Source organism: Nostoc sp. C057 (assembly GCF_013393925.1).
Lineage (GTDB): Bacteria > Cyanobacteriota > Cyanobacteriia > Cyanobacteriales > Nostocaceae > Nostoc > Nostoc muscorum_A.
Map to the genome: position 1 here is coordinate 3,865,583 of NZ_CP040281.1, position 20,770 is coordinate 3,886,352.

The window sequence follows — 20,770 nt, forward strand, 5'->3', positions numbered from 1 at the left end:
TTAACAAAGATGTAACAGCATTATGATAGTGGTTGCTGTTTATTTAGAACAATTGAAAAAATACTAAAAGTATCCAAAGTTAGTATTCACTACTTTTATTGGACTGCTTCTCTAGATATCCCTCTTGTATCACTTTTCTCAGATAAAAAGATGAAGTTCTTGCTACACAAGAGTTTCGTGATAAAGCGATGATGATATTTATCATACTAGAAAATAAAGCCACAAACCCAACCCTAGTCTAAGGTTTAAACATTGCTTTTGATTCTTGTGTTCGGAGAGTGACCGAAGAGGAGTGTGGGGAGTGTGGGGGGTAAGACTTCTTCCCCATCCTCCCACACTTCCCACACCTCCCACACCCCTTGGATTTCTCACTTGTGAGAAATCCAGGCTAATGCCCAATTCCCAATTCCCAATCAATATCCCGCTTTCTTGTCTACGACATTCCGCAAGGGTTGACCGGTTTGATAGCGTTTAAGATTGTCGATAAACAGTTGTGCTATGCGCTCTCTCAGTCGTGGTGATAGGGCTGAACAATGGGGGGTGATAAAGGCGTTCGGCAACGACCACAAAGGACTTTCCGGTGGCAGAGGTTCTGTAGCCACTGTATCTAATCCAGCACCTGCAATCCATCCCTCACTTAGTGCGGTGAATAATGCTGTTTCATCAACGATCGCACCACGAGCAATATTAATTAAGTAAGCAGACTGACGCATAGAGCGCAAGGCGGCTTCATCGATCAAGCCTTTCGTTTCTGGGGTTAGTGGCGTGGCAATTACTACATAGTCGGCTGCGGGTAGGAGCGATCGCCATTCATCAGCACCAACAATCTTGTCAAAATTCGGTAAGGGTTCGGGATGGCGGCGGCTCCCCCAAACTTTAACACCAAAGGCTTTAGCGCGAGATGCGATCGCTTGACCTATATTCCCAGTGCCGAGAATTAATAAAGTCGCGTCTGCTAACTCTTCGAGAAACACTCCTCTCACCCAGGTGTGTTCATCCTGCAAAGTTTGCAATTTTCGCAGATTCTTGGCGTGATAGAGCATGAATGCCAGTACAAATTCCGAAATTGGAATCGCGTGAACCCCTGCGCCATTAGTGAGCATAATATCCTTTTGCAAAAAATTTGGCGTAAGGATGTGATTCACGCCAGCACTCGGTGACTGTTGCCAACGCAGCCTAGGCGCTGCTGTCAGTACTTTGTCAAGGGTAGAAGTTTTCAAGTAAAATCCGTTGACATAAACTTCTGCATCACTGACATCACCATCAAGATTACCTTCACTATCCACCTCCACAACATCTATATCAGGCGGTAGATAAGGCTCAATATCAGCAATGAGATGATCGGGTAAAATCAATTTCACCATTTGCTACTCCCTAATTCCATTTTGGATTTTGGATTGTGTAACCCAATCGGCAACACCTCTTCATTTTTAATTTTTAATTTTTAATTTTTAATTCTTTAGTATCCTGCTTCTTTATCTACTACATTTCGTAATGGTTGACCAGCTTGGTAACGCTTCAGATTGTCGATAAATAGTGCTATTGAACGCTGTTTGCTTTTTGGTGAATGGCCTGAAGTATGAGGTGTGATAAAGATATTAGGAAGTGACCACAAAGGACTTTCGGGTGGTAACGGTTCTGAATTAACTGTGTCTAATGCTGCACCTGCAATCCAACCTTCTGTGAGTGCTTTTATTAAAGCCGATTCATCGATTACGCCACCACGAGCAATATTAATTAGGTAGGCATGTTTTGGGAGCGATCGCAATACAGATTCATCAATAAATTCTTTGGTTTCTGGAGTTAGAGGTGTTGCAATAACTACATAATCAACTCCTGGCAGGAGCGATCGCCATTCATCAGCACCCACTACTTTATCAAAATTTGGTAGCTCTTGGGGATGACGACGACTGCCAATAATTCTTAAGCCGAAGGGTTTAGCACGGGCGGCGATTTCTTGACCAATACCACCAGCGCCGATAATTAGTAAGGTAGCATCTGTCAATTCTTGGATGGCAAAGCCTCTTTTCCAGTAACGTTCCGCTTGTAGAGCATATAATTCTTGCAGGTGTTTGGCATGAGCTAGGATATAAGCGATCGCAAATTCTGCGATCGGAATTCCATGCACCCCAGCCCCATTGGTGAGGATAATATCTCTTTCCAAATAAGTTGGTGTCAGGATGTGATTCACGCCTGCATTTGGTGCATGATGCCAACGTAGTGCAGGTGCTGCTGCTATTATTTTATGTAGCGTCGGGCTTCTGGTTAAAAACCAACTAAAATAAACTTCAGCATCAGTAGCATCCCCATCTAAATTTCCTTCAACATCTACTGTGACAACCTCTGTATCAGGCGGTAGATGAGGCTCAATGTCAGCAACGAGATCGAGCGGTAAGATCAGTTTCATGGTAGATCACCTCTTTTCTATTTACAGAAATATCTCTATAAATTGCTTCTGGTTTACTAATAAATAAAAGCACTATTTACTAAATGATTTGTGGCAATATCTCTTTATTCTCTCTGTGTTCTCTGCGTCTCTGCGGTTTGCTTTGAAGGAGAATTCAGAATCAAGCGCTTTTTCGGTCAGAATACCTAATAGAATTCTAACTCTTGACTCCTTTTTCGATAAAAAATTATTTTTCGCAAATTAGATAACTATATTAATAACATTGATTCTCGAAGTAGCCTATTTTTACCACAGCTACCTCAAGCATTACATTAATCAACTAACGAAAGCTAAATCTCAACTACTCAACTGCAACAATTGGTTATTTGACTGAGTACTTTCATTGCTCATTACTCGCTGAAGAACTGCTTCTCTGATATTGATAAACACTTCGCTACTTCTATCTCGCGGACGTGAAAGTTTTACAGGTAAATCGAGAGAAATACGTCCTTCATCAATCACTATCACTCGGTCTGCCAACGCCACAGCTTCTTCTACATCGTGAGTCACCAAAAATGCAGTAAATCTCCGCTCTTGCCATAAGTTCTCTATCAAACCCTGCATCTCTTGACGAGTTAGAGCATCTAATGCTCCTAAAGGTTCATCTAACAATAACAAACGGGGCTGGCTAACTAATGCCCTTGCCAATGACACCCGTTGCCGTTGTCCACCAGATAAGACATAAGGCCACTCATCAGCCCGATCTTTGAGTCCGACTTTATCGAGTGCCCACAAAGCTTTTTCACGCCAATTGCCTTCCAAGCCTAACCCCACATTCTGAACAACGCGCTTCCACGGCAGTAAGCGGGGGTCTTGAAACATCACTGTTACAGAGCGGCTGAGTCTACGCAGTGGTTCTCCATCCAGTAGTATTCCGCCTGAAGTTGCTTTATCTAATCCTGACACCAGACGCAATAAGGTACTTTTACCACAACCACTACGTCCGACGATAGCGACAAATTCACCTGCTTCAACTTCTAAGTTTAGCGAGTTTAAAACAGTTTTATTACCGAAAGATTTCGTCAAATCCAAAATACTTAGTTGCGTACCTTGTACATTATAACTCACTTGCAAAACCTCATTTTTTCAGAACGATTGGGATTGAATTATTTGGTGAAATATTGAATTTGAAAACTACACCCAAAATCAAGAGTTTTTAAGATTTGACCTTGGTGATTTTGCCATTTATGACCTTTGATAGTTAGGATTCCAAGCCAAGAATTTGGTTTCTAACCCTCTGGCAACAGCATCTGCTAATTTACCCAGCAGTGCATAGATAACAATACTCAAAACCACAACATCAGTTTGCATAAATTCACGGGCATTCATTGCCATATAACCCAGTCCAGAATCCGCTGCGATCGTTTCTGCCACAATTAATGTCAGCCACATAATCCCCAAAGAAAAACGGACACCGACGAGAATTGAAGATAAGGCTCCTGGAAAAATAATTTGCCACAGAAGTTGTGGTGTTTTCAATCCATAGACTTTCCCCATTTCAATCAACCCAGGATCTACACTGCGAATGCCATGAAATGTATTAAGATATAACGGGAAAAATACCCCCATAGACACTAAAAATAATCTAGCTTGATCGCCAATACCAAACCAGAGAATTACCAGGGGAATTAATGCCAAATTAGGTATAGTACGGAGCATTTGCAAAGAACTATCCAATAACTTTTCTGCTATACGGGAAAAGCCATTGAGCAATCCCAAACCGAACCCAATACTGCCACCAACTATAAAACCAGATATCGCCCGTCCAGCACTAATTCCTATATGTTGAAAAAGTTCTCCGGTGGAGGCTAGTCTAATGGCTGTAGCGATTACGCCACTTGGGGCTGGTAAAATTCTGGTTGAAAGTAAACCAGTTCTGGAAGCAAATTCCCAAAGTACTAGCACTAGAACGGGTACAATCCAGGGAACTATTTTATCGATTTGCGGGTTTTCTAACACCTCGCTCAGGGATATATTATTGTTTCTTTTGGTGTGTTTAAGGGTAATAGTCATGGGATTTTAGATTTCCGCAAAGATGAATCTAGAAGCTTCGTCAACATAATTCGTAATTAAAGAGCAAATTACGAATTACAAATTATTTATGAAGCGCTCGTTAGTTGTTTAGCAAATTTTTCACTGCTAACTATTTCGCTAACAGTACTCAAGACTGGTGGCGTTAGCGGTGCAGTTTCCCTCTGCAAAGGTAAACGTGGAAATAATAATTCAGCTGTACGATATGCCTCTTCTAAATGGGGATATCCAGAGAACACAAAGGTTTCTATGCCCAAATCTTGATATTCCAGCATCCTAGCGGCAACAGTATCGGGATCTCCAACTAGGGCTGTACCAGCACCACCCCGCACTAATCCAATTCCTGTCCACAGGTTGGGGCTAATCTCTAGGGTTTCTCGACTACCACTATGTAGTTGACTCATCCGTCGCTGTCCTTCAGAATCAGAACTAGCTAGGTGTTGTTGAGCTTTTGCGATCGCATCCTCATCAACATACTTAATCAGCTCATTGGCAGCATCCCAAGCCGCAGACTCGGTTTCTCGCACAATTACATGCAAGCGAATCCCAAAGCGGACTGTTCTACCTTGTTCAGCCGCCAGTCGTTTAACCTCAGCAATCTTTTGAGCAACTTGCTGTGGAGGTTCGCCCCAAGTTAGATAAACATCTATATGTTTAGCAGCAACGCGCTTTGCAGCCGCAGATGAGCCACCAAACCACAATGGTGGATAGGGTTTTTGGACTGGTGGGAATAGGAGTTTACCACCTTTGATATCCAGGTAGTTTCCTTTAAAATCGACTGTTTCCCCACTGACGATACCCCGCCAAACGGTAAGAAATTCATCGGTTAAATCATAGCGATCGTCATGATTAAGATGCAAGCCATCCCCAGCGAGTTGCACCGGATCTCCACCTGTCACCACATTAATTAACAATCTTCCTTTAGAAATCCGATCAAATGTTGCTGCCATCCGTGCAGCAGCACCAGGAGAAGTAATTCCTGGACGAATTGCCACGAGAAATTTCATCTGCTTGGTGACAGATATAAAAGCGGCGGCAGTTATCCAAGCATCTTCACAAGAACTCCCTGTGGGTAACAATGCACCCGTGTAGCCTAAATTATCCACAGCTTGAGCAATTTGCTGCAAATAATCAGGTGTGGCAACACGAGAGCCAATATCTGTGCCTAAATAGCGTCCGTCATGAGATCCAGTAGGAATAAACCAGAGAATTTCCATATCTATCAGGGTATGAGAACTTAATATACGATTATCCGATCGAATTGCCGTATTTTATAGTCAAAATTTTACCCGATATTATCTAAAAATCAAGCTTAATTTAACCATTAGTAAAAAAGGGCTGCCTAAATAACGAACTCCTTAGTGGGTAATTTTGACACTTTTGTAGTCAGAATTGCTGTGTTGGAAAATACAACTTTTAATCGAGTAAGGCAAAAAGGAGGGAATAGGGAAGAGGGAATAGGGAAGAGGGAAGAGGGAATAGGGAATAGGCAGGAGGAATCCCCATAAATATAGGGATAGGGGATTTTTACCGAGTGACTATCTGCGGCGATCGCCTACGGCACGCTACGCGATCGCAGTTGCTTGGGTTGAGTTGACCTAACCAATAATTTTGATATATTTTCTCTTCATGAATAAATACTGGGTCTTGCATTGTAACAAGCTCTATGCAAAGATAATTTTACGCAAAATCCGGTAAATCTATCGACTTATCGTTTTATCTGCTTTTCTTAACAATTGAGATTGTGAAATCTAGCTGCTTACTAATTAGTGTATTCAGCTAATGTTAATTGTCAATCAATACCTTGAATTAAATTCAAGATTTAGTCGATGCCAGTAGCCGTGGATGAATTTTGTTGCCTTATCTCACCAGTCGCACTCCAATATCAAACCGAATTTTGAATTTTGTTTTGAGAATTTTCTATGATTTTTGGAGTCTACACTGAATTGCCTAGTAATGCTTACGATATTTATCGGGGATTTGCACTTTTCTTACTAGGGGAACCTTTGCTAACTCATTAACTAATGGTTTAGCACAAATATTTCATCAATAATTTCTGCTAGTTTTTCTGTCAAAGCTAGAGCTAATTTATTCGTTTTTCAGGTTGAGGAGTTCAAGAGTAATGTCGAATTTTCGCTCTAAATATAGATACATAATGTTCACGTTCTTATTGCTAGATATTCTAGCCATTCTGGTTTTTTATCCAGTAAAAAGTCACGCTGAACTCCCTAAATCTGATGTATCTACTGCTGAAGCAGAAGTGAACAAAGCTCCAGAAGCAATTGTCAATCAAACACTAGAAACTTCAACGATAGAGACAGAAGGCAAAGGGCCAGGAGAGGTCGCATCCCCTCCTGCTTCCTGTGCGCTATCCTGCGTCCTACCTTCTTTTTCAATTCCACCGCTAACTAGTAAAAAGGCTACCAGCCCAGAACGAGTCACACCTGTCTCGCAATTGTTGGAAATTGCACCACCGACTAATAAAAAAGCTACAAATAATGCAGCAGGACAAGTAACATCCGTCTCGCAATTGTCAGATGTTTTGCCCACAGATTGGGCATTTCAAGCATTACAGTCTTTGGTGGAGCGCTACGGTGTAATTGCTGGATATACAGATGACACATTTAAAGGGAATCGTGCCCTAACACGGTATGAATTTGCTGCTGGGTTGAATGCTGCTTTAGATCGCCTCAATGAATTAATAGCGACTTCAACGGCAGATTTGGTCAAACGAGAAGACTTGGATGCCATCAAAAAACTACAAGAACAATTTTCTCCAGAACTTGCTCAATTTCGGGGACGCTTAGATAACTTGGAAACGCGGACTGCGAAATTAGAGGCAAATCAGTTTACAACCACAACTAAACTTATAGGTCGAGCGCAGATTGTTCTTGGCTCGGTTCTGGCTGGCAATAATGTCGTTACCAAAAGACCTGCACCTCGCAATGCCACACTTCAAGGTTCAACGACTTTACGGTTAAACACTAGTTTTAACGGTAAAGATTCACTAAGCTTATCGCTGTCAGGTGGAAATATTGAATCATTAGGACAAACAAGAGCTGGATTATTAGGAACTTTTGAGGGGAGAACTGCTGATAACTCCAGTATTACCTTTGCACGTAATACTATTCTTCTCGGTGGTGTACGGTATCGTTTTTTACCTAATCCAGATACTCAAGTTAACATTTATGCTCTGTCTGATGGAGCTAGTGAGATAGGTCTTTCTGGCCCTATCAATCCATATTTTGAATCGTCTTCTGCAACCGGCGCTAATGGGATTTCACGATTTTCACGGCGGTCTTTAGTCTATAACTATGGAGATAGCGGGCCCGGAATTGCCATACTCCAAAAATTAGGCAAACAGGTTCAAGTGGGGATAGCGTACAGCGCACCAAACGGTGGTAATCCCACAACTAATAATGGCTTATTTACAGGCAGGTATTTAGCTTTAGCACAGATAATCTACTACTCCTCTAATCGAAATTTTCGGGTGGCGGCAACTTACGTCAATACTTATAGTCCAGCGAATACCCAAGGTCTAAGCGGAACAAACTTCGGCCCAGCAGTCGGTAGTAACCTGGTAAACAGCACCGTAGCTGGAGCGGGAACTGTAGCCAATCTTTATGGACTACAGGCGTTCTATCAAGTTAATTCCAAGTTGGCAATTAATGGGTGGATAAGTTATGGAGCGCACCGCTATTTAGGGCGCGGTGATGGTAGTGCAATGGATTGGGCTGTAGGACTAGCATTCCCCGATCTTTTTAGTGAGGGTGCTTTAGGGGGGATTTTAGTTGGTATGGAGCCGAAACTCACCAGGCTCAGTCAGGGTGTAAATTTGGGAGCAGGTGCAGGACAAGCAGACAAAGATACCTCCCTGCACGTTGAGGCATTTTACCAATATAAAATCGGAGATAATATTGAGGTGACACCGGGTTTAATCTGGATTACTGCACCGGACTCTGATGCCAGCAATCCTGATAGTTTATTTGCTTGGGTTCGTACTGTCTTTAGGTTTTAATCGGGAAAACTTAGGTTTTCTAATGTAGAACTTTGACCGAAGAGGCAGGGGGCAAGGGAGGCAGGGGAGGTGTGGGAGGTGTGGGAGGTGTGGGAGGATGGGGAAGAAATCTGGCTCCCCACAGTCCCCACAGTCCCCACACTCAAAAGCCAGTTAAATCATGGGTTTGCGCTTATCTTAGTGCCATTCTCCTCTGCCCCCTTTCCTCTTTGTTGACACTCCCCAGACTGAACAAATATCGCTACACTGGCATATCCTTAATAATGGATTGTCAAAAACTTAACTGTTCTCAAGATTCTTCCGGCTGTGAAAAACATCTTGAGGACATTTCGTTTTTGACTCGTTTATGCGAGTTAATTAAAAGGGATATTTGCGAAACATGGGTTATGTTACAAAAAAAGTAGGAGTAGAGTTCTAGTGTGGAACTTGAAAACTGGCATTTTACTACTTACGCTGAGTTGCATAATTGCAACTGGTATAGGAGTATATCTGATTGGCGGTATTGAACCAGCACAAATTCAGGCTTTGCTGAAAGCTTCTGGTATCTGGGCACCGATTATTTATGTTGCTTTGTATGTTGTAGCAACTATGTTAGTTCTGCCCTCAACAGTGTTGAATTTGACTGGAGGTGCAATTTTTGGCCCTTGGCTGGGTACTTTCTGGACTAGTTTTGGAGCAATTATTGCGGCAATTATTGCTTTCGTTTTTACTCGTACTATTGGACGGAAAACAGTTGCAAAACGACTAGCAGGACGCTGGCAAGCTATGGATGCGGAGGTACGGCGTGGAGGGCTTTTTTATATGTTTGCCATCCGACTAGTACCAATCATGCCTTATGGCTTAGTAAACTTTGTTGCTGGACTGACTTCGATTAGCTTTAAAGATTATGTTATGGGCACAACACTTGGTACTGTTCCTAGTGTCTTACCTTTTGTACTACTAGGTAGTTCTGGTTTGAAAGCAGTCAAAACAGGTGATTTTTTGCCGCTAGTACTAGCTTTGGGCTTAACTGGAATACTAGTAGCAGGGTCTACTTGGTATCGCCATCGTCGGACTTTTCCTAAAAAAGCTGTAGAAAGCCTTAAAGAATCTGACTCTTCAGATGACATCAACCCGGAGAATAAATAAACTATAACAATCTGACTTGAATCTTGCTAAGTATACTGAGAACTAAACCATTTATCATGAGAAGCAGTCTGTCAGCTTGGCTGTTTCAAAATTAAACGGAATTCCTAGATGCTACCAAAGTATTCATTGATTGTTCCAATTTATAACGAAGAAGAAATTATACCCGAACTATACCGCAGACTAAGTGCAGTAATGAATCGGCTAGATGGTCTTGTCGAATTAATTTTAATCAATGATGGTAGCCGCGATCGCTCCTTACAATTAATACGAGAACTCCATCAAAAAGATCCACGCATTTGCTACTTGAGCTTTGCTCGTAACTTTGGTCATCAAATTGCAGTTACTGCCGGTCTTAATTTTGTTCGAGGTCAAGTTATTATCATCCTTGATGCTGACTTACAAGATCCGCCAGAACTAATCCCAGACATGATTGAAAAATGGCGACAGGGCTATCAGGTCGTCTACGCTCAACGCACTCAACGCCTCAAGGAAGGATGGTTTAAGCGTTTTACTGCCTACTTTTTTTATCGTCTCCTCAAGAAGCTTGCAGATGTAGATATTCCTACTGATACTGGTGATTTTTGTTTAATGGATCGGCAAATTGTAGATATTCTCAATTCTATGCCAGAACGTACCCGCTACATTCGTGGTTTGCGTTCTTGGGTTGGCTTTCAGCAAACAGCAATTCGGTTCGAGCGCGATCCCCGCTTTGCTGGGGAAGTTAAATACACTTTCAGCAAATCTTTGGCCCTTGCTATTAATGGTTTAGTATCCTTTTCAATAGTTCCACTGCGGTTATCAACCTACTTAGGCTTATTAGCGGCGGCGGCGGCCATCTTCATGGCTTTATTAATCTTGTATTGGCGGCTTTTTCTTCCCCATTCGCCTTTAACTGGGTTCACGATTATTTTGATGGCAATTTTCTTTCTCGGATCTGTGCAGTTAGTTAGTGTTGGCATTTTAGGCGAATATATAGGGCGCATCTATGAAGAAGTTAAAGCTAGACCCCTTTATACTTTGGCAGAGGTAGGTGGCTTCTATTCTAAATCGCCCAATTCAACACATCATAATACTGACAAACTAGTTGAGGCTCCCCACCTTAAAAGAAATGAGGATTCTTAAGATATTTCTACCGATCGCGGCCTTGCTACCCTCCGTTGTACAGCATTCATTATTAATTTTGTTAGCGGATAGCTAGGGTTTAGCCCGTCCTGACACCTGAATTCTGTTTTGATAAATTTACATTTGAATTTGTTAAAATGCTTGCTTTTTATCTCAAACTGTGAAAAGCTTTGTTATATAAATAAACTACGGTTCGCCGATCAAGTTAAAGGATTTTCTATTCTGGCTAAATGAGCCATAAATAGAGGCTACTGAGAAGTCCTCAAGTAAATGGGCAAACAGATTTCTGAATATTTTGCAGCATCGATGGGGTGAAGACTTGATGCTTAAGACTTTATCGATGGGGGGAAATTGTAAATGCTGAAGACGTTAACAACCGATTTTGAACTTGACTTAGAAGCAGATGTGCTTGTGATTGGAGGTGGCCCGGCTGGAACTTGGGCGGCTTGGAGTGCTGCATCAAGTGGAGCAAAAGTTGTCCTGGTAGACAAAGGATATTGTGGTACGACTGGATGCGCTGCTGCATCTGGAAATGGTGTGTGGTATGTGCCACCTGACCCAGAAGCACGAGAAACTGCAAAGGCGAGTCGAGAATCGTTGGGTGGATTTTTGTCCGATCGCAATTGGATGGATCGAGTACTGGATCAGACTTATGCAAACGTCAATCAGTTAGCAGAGTGGGGTTATCCCTTTCCTACCGACGATGAAGGCAAACCCTATCGGCGATCGCTGCAAGGGCCTGAGTATATGCGGCTGATGCGGCGGCAAATTCAACGTGCTGGAGTCAAGATTTTAGACAACAGCCCCGCCTTAGAACTACTGGTAGATGACGATGGTGCTGTTGCTGGTGCAACAGGTGTGAATCGTCAAACTGGTGAGAAATGGATAGTGCGATCGCAGTCCACAATTATCGCAACAGGTGGCTGTGCATTTCTCAGTAAAGCGTTAGGATGCAACGTCCTGACGGGGGATGGTTATCTGATGGCTGCTGAAGCTGGTGCTGAGATGTCGGGTATGGAATTTTCTAATGCTTATGGCATCTCCCCCGCTTTTTCTTCAGTTACCAAAACCCTGTTTTATAATTGGGCAACTTTCACCTACGAAGACGGTAGTGTGATTCCGGGTGCAAGTTCTCATAGACGATCGGTAATTGCCCAGACATTACTGCAACAGCCAGTTTACGCCATCATAGACAAAGCGGCGGAATCGATGCGGCCATCTATGCGTTTAGCACAGCCCAACTTCTTTTTACCCTTTGACCGTGCAGGTATCGATCCATTTACCCAACGTTTTCCTGTCACTCTGCGCCTAGAGGGAACTGTGCGCGGTACGGGAGGAATTCGGATTGTCGATGAGAGTTGTGCTAGTTCTGTGCGGGGACTCTATGCGGCTGGAGATGCGGCTACACGCGAACTGATTTGTGGCGGATTTACTGGCGGTGGTAGTCACAACGCAGCTTGGGCAATATCTTCTGGCTATTGGTCAGGGAAATCGGCTGCTGAATACAGCAGTTCCGGCTGTTATGAGGTACAGTAGCAGCAATTAGCAAACCAGTTTCTTAAATGTTGAGGATTTATTAAGTCGAGTGCAACTGATATTAGTTTATCAACCATTTCTGTTGTAGTTGGAGCAAAACTGCGTAAAAAAGATTTAAGTTGTGACCACCATAATTCAATTGGATTAAAATCGGGAGAATATGGGGATAAACAAATAACTGAAGCGCCGACAGCTTCAATCATTGGCACAATTGAATCGATTTTATGTGCGGATAAATTATCCATAACTACCACTGCTCCTGACCATAACTCTGGCACTAGAAACTTCTCAATAAATAATTCAAAAGCTTCGCCATCCATTGAATTATTCATTGTCATTAATGCAACTACTTTTTTAATACTAATTGCTCCAATTACTGTAACTTTTGATCCCCGATAGAAGGGGTTAAGAGAGTAAGCTCTTGTTCCCATTTGTGAACGGGCATGAGTCCTTGTTAAACCAAGTAAAACGCCAGTTTCGTCCAAAAATACTAAATTTTCTGGCTCTATATGTTTGACCTTTTCCCAAAAATCTAATCTTAAATTCAGGACTTTCTCCGTGCCTGCTTGGGTACTCCGCTTTGTTTTTTTTTCCGATTTAATCCTAATTTCTGTAACGCCCGACACATTGCACTACGACCTACCCAATTACCAGTCTTATCTGCGAATAATTCACACAACTCTATCAATGTTGCATCAGGATGTGATTCAACTAATTCTCTCAACTCTATGTCAGCATTTGTTAGATGACTAAATTGTGGCTTTCCTCGTGGCTTGCATTGTAAATTTCCTTCAACTTTTTGTTGTTTTACAAGCTTTTGGACTAAACTCTTTGAGACGGAAAATATATTAGCTACTTTTCTGATTGAGATGTTTTTCTGAAGATGTGCCGCAACTATTTTTTCTCGAAAATCGACAGAGTATGACTTCATTTAAAAATATTTATATTTTAATCTAGTGTACCTTATAACAGACGGAAGTGCTGTATACCCGCAGCTTGGGAGAACATAAAACTCAACGCCATGTTAAGGGTGTTGGAGAGGTAGGATTACAGAGTGGGAGCGTAGCTTGCCGCCGAAGGCATCGCTCCTTAGCAACTGATGAAATTATTCAAGCAGTCCAAGCTGAAGTATTCCCTTACGAAAAGAACTATTTCCGTACAGAACAAGGCTTAACCGAGTCTTTGAGTAAGCTAAATCATCTTTGGCAAGAACTCCGCAGTAGCCAGGTAACATCAGATAAAGAGCTAATCCGGGCGCGAGAAGCTACGGCAATGGTAGCCACAGCGCGATGGATGTACAGCAGTGCCATTGAACGTAAAGAAACTCGTGGGATGCACAAACATCAAGACTATCCAGAACTTGATGCTAACCAGCAACATCACGTGATTAGCGGCGGATTAGATCAGGTTTGGGTGAAGAGTCAGCCGCTAAGTACAGAAAAGCCTTTATCTAAAATAGGAGCAGCAGTGTGATTGAGTTGGTCAGCGAATCGCGGTGCATAAAATGTAATATCTGCGTGAATATTTGTCCAACCAACGTATTTGACCGTGTACCTGATGCGCCGCCAACCATTGCTCGACAGAGTGACTGCCAAACCTGTTATATGTGCGAATTGTATTGTCCAGTTGATGCTCTTTATGTAGCACCAGAAAGCGATGTGACGGCTTCAGTCAACGAAGCAGAATTGGCAGAAGTTGGGCTACTGGGTAGTTACCGGGAAAACATCGGCTGGGGGCATAAACGTACTTCAACAGCAAAAGCGGATCAAACATTCCAAATTTTGAAGCAGATGAAGTAGTGCGGCGGAGAAAAAAGTCATGCTGGCATTAAAAAAGGCAGGAAGCAAGAAGCAGGAAGCAGAACGTAGTCCTATAAAAATTAGGTATTTTGAGTCTAGTGACTGTTTTCAAACTCGAAGATCCCCCCTAACCCCCCTTAAAAAGGGGGGAAAAGAAATTCTTAAAGCCCTTCTTTTTAAAGAGGGAAAAGAAATTCTTAAAGCCCCCCTTTTTAAGGGGGGTTGGGGGGATCTTCAAAGACGAGATTGCTTAACGAGAGGTTTGGAAACACGCCCTAGATACCTTATGTCTAGTACGAGATTATCAACCTCAGTAGCTTGTGTCCTACTGCTACTAACTACAGCATGTAGCCAAGGTGAAACTAAATCTGCTCAATCCATTGAGGCTGTTAATGTCAATAAAGCTGTCGCTGCATCTAATAATATTTCTACCCTACGAATAGGTTATGTAGGTAGTTCAGAACCTACAGGGGCACTTGGTTGGGCAAAGAAAAAAGGAATTTTAAATCGTGAGTTGCAAAAAGCAGGATTTAAAAACATTACTTTTGCAAGGTTTCCTAACGGGCCGGATCTAAATGAGGCGCTTGTCGCCGGACAATTAGATGTTGGTTCTTTAGGGGATACACCAGCCATAGTTTTGAAAGCTAGGGGTCAGGAAACCCGACTGTTGCGGATCAGTCAATTTAATACAACCGCCTGGTTAGTAGCGAAAAAGAATGGGCCGCGATCGCTTGCTGAACTTAAGGGTGAAAAAATAGCTACCCAAAAAGGCTCTTATATGCACCGATACCTGCTGGGTCTGTTAGCTGAAGCTAAAATTGCCAAGGATGTAAAAGTTGTTCACTTGATGACTACTGAGGCAAAAGCGGCTTTAGAACGTGGTGATATAGCAGCTTATGCAACCTCTAGCGATCTGGGGCCTTTTCTGAAATCACAAGGGTTTCCAGTGATTGATTCTTCTGCGAATCATAAGGGTCTTTCAGGGACATCATTAGTTGTAGCAACTGAAAGTTTTCTGGCAAAACAGCCTGATTTCCCACAGAAATTTAATGCAATTCTCACAGAAGCAGCTAAGGATTTAAAAGCTAATTCTGAAGAATATTATCAGTATCATGCTCAAACTACTAAATATCCCATCGATATTATAAAAGTATCGTTCCCACTCAGACAGGTATCAGAAGAACCATTACCAGCCGAGGGAGTGAAACTTTTAGAGGGAACAAAGAAATTTTTAGTCTCGCAGGGTTTAGCAAAGTCGGACTTTAAATTAACAGACTGGGTTGCTGAAGAAAAATAGGAAATGGGGAGTGGGGAGTGGGGGAGATGACGAAGATGAGGAGATAGAAATCAGTGACTTTTCTGAGCAAGAAAAACAAATTTCTGTAATTAAGTCTTTTAAAAGAGCAACTTCCAAGTTCAAAGGTGCAACTTCCAAGTTCAAAGGTGCAACTCCCAGGTTCAAAGGTGCAACTCCCAGGTTCAAAGGTGCAACTTCCAAGTTCAAAGGTGCAACTCCCAGGTTCAAAGGTGCAACTCCCAGGTTCAAAGGTGCAAATTCCAGGTTCAAAGGTGCAACTCCCAAGCTCAAAGGCTCAACTCCCAAGCTCAAAAGCTCAACTCCCAAGCTCAAAGGCTCAACTCCCAGACTTATAAACTTAGGACTCACGCAATAACTCTCTAAAACTTTCATTCCTACCCTTCGGGAACGCCAAGGGCGAACGTGTCCTTTGCGCCTTTGCGGTTCGTTTTTCCTTTATTTTGCGTAAGCCCTGTAAACTTTCTGCTTCCTTCTTGACCAATCCATTTGAAAATCTAGGTAAAATGGCCATGACTATTGCACTAGACCGTCCACATAAAACCAAGTCTGCTCAAATCCGCGAAAAACTTGGTTATCCGATCATTGACACAGATATACATACTCAAGAATTTCCCCCAGCATTCTTAGACTATTTAGAGCAAGTTGCTGGAACTGCGATCGCAGAGCGTTTTCAAGAACACTTACCCGGTGCATCTCGCTCTAAATGGTTTAAACAATCTTGGGATGAACGCCGCACTTACCGCACCGCCCGCCCTCCTTTCTGGACTCGTCCCACTAACGATCCCCTAAATTTAGCTACCATTAGCTTGCCAAAGTTGTTACACGAACGCTTACAAGAAGCTGGTACAGACTTTGCAGTTGTGTACCCCAACTTGGCAACGATGGCTCCACACATCGGCAATGAAGAAATGCGGCGGGCTGTTTGTCGTGCGGCTAATACTTATCACGCTGATATTTTCCGTCCTTATAGCGATCGCTTAACACCCATTGCTGCTATCCCAATGAATACGCCCGAAGAGGCGATCGCAGAATTGGAATATGCGGTAAATATTCTGGGACTCAAAGCCATTCAAATCCCCGGACATATCCGCCGCCCGATTCCTGCCTTTGAGAAATATGGCGAAGAAGTAGCCAACGAAGCCATCTGGATTGATACCTTTGGCTTGGATAGTAAATATGATTACGATCCCTTCTGGGCAAAGTGCGTAGAACTGAAAGTTGTACCCACCACCCACTCTTCCGGTATGGGCTGGATCAATCGGCGTTCCATTAGCAATTACCAATACAACCATATTGGTCACTTTGCATCGGCTGGGGAAGCATTATGTAAATCTCTGTTCTTTGGTGGTGTAACTCACCGCTTCCCTACACTCAAGTTTGCCTTTTTGGAAGGAGGTGCAGCTTGGGGTGCTAGTTTGTACACCGATTTGATTTGGCATTGGGATACTCGCAATAAAGACCATTTGGTGGAAAATAACAATCCCGCCAATATCGATCGCGAAGAATTACTAGAACTATATACCCGTTACGGTGGCGAATTAGTACATGGTCGTTTGGATCAACTAGGTAGCGGTTTAGGTTTCCACGCTGAGTTATTATCTCCCCTAGAACCAGGTGATTTGGATGAATTCGCCGTTGCAGGAGTTACTAAGCCAGAGGATATCCGCGATCGCTTCCTGAATCATTTTTACTTCGGTACAGAATCAGACGATACCCGTGTCAGCCAAGCTTTTAATCGTGCAGCTAACCCATTTGGGGATAGAGTTAAAGCTTTCTTAGGTTCCGATTCCGGTCACTGGGATGTGCCTGATATCACCGCCGTTACTGCCAACGCCTACTCAATGGCAGAACGCGAAATCATTACCGAAGAAGACCTCCGCTACTTCCTCTCAATCCATCCCTTAGAGTTGTACACCAGTCTCAATCAAGACTTCTTCAAGGGTACAGGTGTTGAGAAAGCCGCCAACGAATATCTGGCTGCTAAGAAATAACTGTCATTAGTCATTAGTCATTTGCAAAGGACATAGACGCAGCAGCGACTTCCCGCAGGGTAGGACTAATGACAAAGGACAATCACAACGTTCCATGTTCCATTTCCTCTGTTCACTTGTAGCGTGGGCCTTGCCCACTCTACATTTCTCCTAAATAACGAACCGCAGAGGCGCAGAGGACACGGAGAAATGAGAGTTTAAAAAAATATCCCCAAACTGATGCAAAGATCCTCTCTATTTCTCCTCCCTCTGCGTTCTCTGCGCCTCTGTGGTTCGTTTATTTGGATAAATTTATTTCTTGGAAATCCCTTACCAAAATCCAAAATTGATATGACTCAACTAAAAACACTTCCAACCTACGACCCAAGTTTATTTGAGGGAGCAGCTGAAGGCTACGCTCAATATAGAACCAAATACCCACCGATTGTATTTGATAAACTAGCCGAAATATTTAATCTCAATGGTCAAGGACGACTCCTTGATTTGGGTACTGGCCCAGGATTAATTTCAATTGCCCTACGAACCCAATTTGAAGAAGTTGTTGCGATCGATCCCGATCCAGAAATGATTGCAGAAGCTAAACGACAAGCAGCAGCAGTCGGAGCAAATAATATTACTTGGTTAGAACAAGGAGCAGAGTTAATCGACTCTAGTTTAGGGAAATTTAAGTTAACAACTATTGGTAGAGCCTTCCATTGGATGGAACGCGAATTAGTGCTTGAACGCATTTATGAATTGCTAACTGATGATGGTGGATTAGCACTGCTTCAGACTGGTGATAACCCTTGGGAAAGCAATTTACCTTGGAAACAAGCTGCTGTTGGAGTAGTAAAAAAATGGTTAGGTGAAGAACGACGGACTGGACAACGAGGACAAGGGACTCGTAAGCCAGTTGATCCTCCCCATGAAGTTGTAATTGGCAATTCAGCTTTTGCTCGTCAAGAAAACTATGAAGTGCCATTTGAAAAATCTTGGACTATCGATAGCTATCTCGGCTATTTATACACTACAGCCTTCTCTCTGAAAATTTTCTATGGCGATAACGCTCCAGCATTTGAAAAGGATCTCAGAGAAGCGCTGCTAGCAGTTGAGCCATCTGGACATTTCACAGAAGAACTCAAGGCTACAATCCTAGTCGCTTGGAAGCACTAGCAAAAAAGATAGAGTTTCACTCAAAAATTTTAATCTTCCACTAGCACGACACTGGAGTGAGCCTTTCTCACTCCACTTCCTAAATTTTTGCCACCTCACTATTAAAGTTTCAGTTCCTCGAGTCGTTGCGGGGTGGGTAATACCCACTCTCTTCCCTAATTTCATCAGTAAAGTTTTTGAAGTTATAAAAACATTTACTGATTGGAGTTTTAAAAAACATTTTCGTTCTTGATATTGCAATTAATCATCATTGCTCTAACCACCTAAAGGGAATCAATAAAACAACCCATGCCAGCTTTAAAAGGAAAGTTTGAATTTAGAAAAAGCCCAAGAACAACACGTCGTTCTTTGCTATTTGCTTTGGGCTACTGCCAGGGCAAACGCATCTAAATATTGACGAGCCTGAATCAGGGCGAAATACACCAAGACTCAAACTACATAAGGCTTTGAGGAAATTAAATCTCACTCGTTATAAAAATGATAATCATTACGAGGGGGGAGTTAGAGGCAGCCGACGGCTGCCTGAGCTTTCACGGTCAGTTCTCCACTCTTCTAGCGTAGGTTTTCTCACAGTCTGATTCTCAATAGTTTTAGATTAATGACTAGGAATTATGAGAAGATCAGCACAAAGAAAAGCTCAATTTATGCGATCGCCGCCGGGAAGGACGGTTACACCATCGCCCTTCCGATCAAAGTGACTTTTACAGATGCTGTGAAAGTGAGGACGGCTGGCCTTCATTGAACGTGGTATTCTCACATTTATCAGAAAGAAGAATTACGTTCTTATTCTCCTCTCTATGAAGCTGAAACCCAAAATTACGATTGCTGACCATTTTGCGGTGATACAAGATCCACGAGTAGATCGCACCAAACGACATAAATTAATCGATATCATGACCATTGCCGTATGTGCTGTGATTTGTGGTGCGGATGGTTGGGTAGCCGTAGAGACTTATGGTTGTGCAAAGTATGAATGGTTAAAAACATTTTTAGAATTACCAAATGGGATTCCGTCCCACGATACATTTGCAAGAGTATTTGCACAAATAAATCCTCAACAGTTCCAGGAATGTTTTCTGAGCTGGATGAAATCAATACAGAAGATAACTGATGGTGAAGTTGTCGCGCTTGATGGGAAAACTTTACGTGGTTCTTATGATACAAGTAGTGACCAAAGCGCAATTATAATGGTAAGTGCCTGGGCAACTACAAATAAATTAGTGCTGGGACAAGTAAAAGTGAGATCAAAAATCAAATGAAATTACAGCAATTCCAGAATTATTAAAGGTATTAGAACTGTCAGGATGTATTGTGACCATTGATGCAATTGGCTGCCAGAAGGAGATTGTGAAGCTAATCACACAGCAAAATGCAGATTATGTAATTGGGTTAAAGAAGAATCAAGGAAATCTTTATGATGAAGTAGAAAAACTATTCTCTTCAGGCATAGCTACAGGATTTGAGGGGATTGCACATAGCACGTATAAAACAGAAGAAACAGGGCATGGTCGTCATGAAATCCGCAATTACGTAATGTTCTCTCAAATTGAATCTCGGCTTAACCCAGATTCAATTTGGTCAAATTTTAATAGTGTTGGCATGGTAGAATCTGTCCGTTCATTCAATGGTGAAACAACGGTTGAAACTCGGTATTTTATCAGTAGCCTTGAGTCAGATGCTAAACAGTTTGGTAATTCTATTCGCAGTCATTGGGGAATTGAAAATTCATTGCATTGGCTATTGGATGTTGCCTTAAGAGAAGATGACTGTCGAATTAGAAAAGATAATGCCCCACATAATTTTGCAATTCTCAGACATCTTGCAGTCAATCTTTTAAGTCAAGAGAAGCGTGTCAAACGTGGAATCAAAAATAAACAGTTTCTCGCGGCGATGGATAACAAATACTTACTAAGTATTTTAGCGTTAGCTTAAAATAGTACATCAAAACTTGAGTTGAATGTTTTACATAAAAGTTTTATTTATTCTCTAAGTAAATATATTCTTATGTAGCTCATAATTGAATTATTTTAGTATTGACGATTAGTCATTCAGTTGAAGATAAGCTAATTCAAATTTTGAAAAATATTTGATTTATTTTATTTATCATTTCACCGATTTTTGCAATTATCTATGTCATTTTGGAATCTCCCTTAGTTTTTATTAGTAAATAAGATGCGTTTGCCCTGACCAAAGAACGGATTGCAGATTTACAGCTAATTACCTACAACC

The 20,770-nt window shown here is 42.2% G+C and carries 17 protein-coding genes and 2 pseudogenes; 10 read left to right on the top strand and 9 right to left on the bottom strand.

The window, feature by feature from the left end:
- Positions 1–413: 413 nt before the first annotated feature.
- The 6 genes from FD724_RS16565 to FD724_RS40945 all read right to left on the bottom strand — a co-directional run bounded on the left by FD724_RS16565 (position 414) and on the right by FD724_RS40945 (position 6,130).
- Entirely contained in the window at positions 414–1,364 is a 951-nt protein-coding gene (locus FD724_RS16565) for a D-2-hydroxyacid dehydrogenase (RefSeq protein WP_179073385.1), read from the bottom strand.
- Positions 1,365–1,459: 95 nt separating this feature from the next.
- Positions 1,460–2,407 carry a D-2-hydroxyacid dehydrogenase gene (locus FD724_RS16570; RefSeq protein WP_179073386.1) on the bottom strand — a complete coding sequence of 316 codons (948 nt, stop codon included), beginning with the start codon at positions 2,405–2,407 and terminating at the stop codon, positions 1,460–1,462.
- Between the two features lie 336 nt (positions 2,408–2,743).
- A complete protein-coding gene (locus FD724_RS16575) occupies positions 2,744–3,514 on the bottom strand; it encodes an ATP-binding cassette domain-containing protein (protein ID WP_114081404.1) in 771 nt (256 codons plus the stop codon).
- A 117-nt stretch (positions 3,515–3,631) separates the two neighbouring features.
- A complete protein-coding gene (gene ssuC, locus FD724_RS16580) occupies positions 3,632–4,459 on the bottom strand; it encodes an aliphatic sulfonate ABC transporter permease SsuC (RefSeq protein ID WP_114081405.1) in 828 nt (275 codons plus the stop codon).
- A gap of 86 nt (positions 4,460–4,545) precedes the next feature.
- The gene (gene ssuD / locus FD724_RS16585; protein WP_179073387.1) at positions 4,546–5,694 is read right to left on the bottom strand and encodes an FMNH2-dependent alkanesulfonate monooxygenase; all 1,149 of its coding nucleotides are present in this window, start codon (positions 5,692–5,694) and stop codon (positions 4,546–4,548) included.
- 310 nt (positions 5,695–6,004) lie between these two features.
- A complete protein-coding gene (locus tag FD724_RS40945; protein ID WP_256874291.1) occupies positions 6,005–6,130 on the bottom strand; it encodes a hypothetical protein in 126 nt (41 codons plus the stop codon).
- Between the two features lie 469 nt (positions 6,131–6,599).
- Between FD724_RS40945 and FD724_RS16590 the strand changes: the two genes are divergently transcribed.
- The 4 genes and pseudogenes from FD724_RS16590 to FD724_RS16605 all read left to right on the top strand — a co-directional run.
- Complete coding sequence (locus FD724_RS16590) at positions 6,600–8,495, top strand: iron uptake porin (protein ID WP_179073388.1); 1,896 nt, start codon at positions 6,600–6,602, stop codon at positions 8,493–8,495.
- A 417-nt stretch (positions 8,496–8,912) separates the two neighbouring features.
- On the top strand, positions 8,913–9,623 hold the full coding sequence (locus FD724_RS16595; protein WP_114081408.1) for a TVP38/TMEM64 family protein: 711 nt from the start codon (positions 8,913–8,915) through the stop codon (positions 9,621–9,623).
- Between the two features lie 108 nt (positions 9,624–9,731).
- Positions 9,732–10,745 (top strand): glycosyltransferase family 2 protein, encoded by a 1,014-nt coding sequence (locus FD724_RS16600; protein ID WP_114081409.1) that lies wholly within the window; start codon positions 9,732–9,734, stop codon positions 10,743–10,745.
- Between the two features lie 357 nt (positions 10,746–11,102).
- Positions 11,103–12,254 (top strand): annotated as a pseudogene (locus tag FD724_RS16605) (FAD-dependent oxidoreductase); the annotation flags it as partial.
- Positions 12,255–12,265: 11 nt separating this feature from the next.
- Here FD724_RS16605 and FD724_RS16610 read toward each other — a convergent pair.
- On the bottom strand, positions 12,266–12,907 hold the full coding sequence (locus FD724_RS16610) for an IS630 family transposase (RefSeq protein WP_179072486.1): 642 nt from the start codon (positions 12,905–12,907) through the stop codon (positions 12,266–12,268).
- Positions 12,826–13,212 carry an IS630 transposase-related protein gene (locus FD724_RS16615; RefSeq protein ID WP_179072485.1) on the bottom strand — a complete coding sequence of 129 codons (387 nt, stop codon included), beginning with the start codon at positions 13,210–13,212 and terminating at the stop codon, positions 12,826–12,828. Before FD724_RS16615 ends, FD724_RS16610 begins: the two co-directional genes overlap by 82 nt.
- A 47-nt stretch (positions 13,213–13,259) precedes the next feature.
- Here FD724_RS16615 and FD724_RS16620 point away from each other — a divergent pair, with 47 nt between their 5' ends.
- From FD724_RS16620 to FD724_RS16630, 3 genes are all read left to right on the top strand, one after another.
- The gene (locus FD724_RS16620; RefSeq protein ID WP_306297065.1) at positions 13,260–13,754 is read left to right on the top strand and encodes a hypothetical protein; all 495 of its coding nucleotides are present in this window, start codon (positions 13,260–13,262) and stop codon (positions 13,752–13,754) included.
- Complete coding sequence (locus tag FD724_RS16625) at positions 13,751–14,080, top strand: ferredoxin family protein (protein WP_179073389.1); 330 nt, start codon at positions 13,751–13,753, stop codon at positions 14,078–14,080. Before FD724_RS16620 ends, FD724_RS16625 begins: the two co-directional genes overlap by 4 nt.
- Positions 14,081–14,366: 286 nt before the next feature.
- A complete protein-coding gene (locus FD724_RS16630; protein ID WP_179073390.1) occupies positions 14,367–15,377 on the top strand; it encodes an ABC transporter substrate-binding protein in 1,011 nt (336 codons plus the stop codon).
- Here the strand turns inward: FD724_RS16630 and FD724_RS16635 are convergent.
- On the bottom strand, positions 15,348–15,746 hold the full coding sequence (locus tag FD724_RS16635) for a hypothetical protein (RefSeq protein ID WP_179073391.1): 399 nt from the start codon (positions 15,744–15,746) through the stop codon (positions 15,348–15,350). The two genes, FD724_RS16630 and FD724_RS16635, sit on opposite strands and share 30 nt — an antisense overlap.
- A 161-nt stretch (positions 15,747–15,907) precedes the next feature.
- Here FD724_RS16635 and FD724_RS16640 point away from each other — a divergent pair, with 161 nt between their 5' ends.
- The 3 genes and pseudogenes from FD724_RS16640 to FD724_RS16650 all read left to right on the top strand — a co-directional run bounded on the left by FD724_RS16640 (position 15,908) and on the right by FD724_RS16650 (position 20,473).
- Entirely contained in the window at positions 15,908–17,389 is a 1,482-nt protein-coding gene (locus FD724_RS16640) for an amidohydrolase family protein (RefSeq protein WP_179073392.1), read from the top strand.
- Between the two features lie 330 nt (positions 17,390–17,719).
- Positions 17,720–18,541: a class I SAM-dependent methyltransferase gene (locus FD724_RS16645; protein ID WP_179073393.1), complete on the top strand. Its 822-nt coding sequence runs from the start codon at positions 17,720–17,722 to the stop codon at positions 18,539–18,541.
- A 797-nt stretch (positions 18,542–19,338) separates the two neighbouring features.
- Positions 19,339–20,473, top strand: a pseudogene (locus FD724_RS16650) (ISAs1 family transposase).
- The last annotated feature ends 297 nt before the right edge of the window (positions 20,474–20,770 follow it).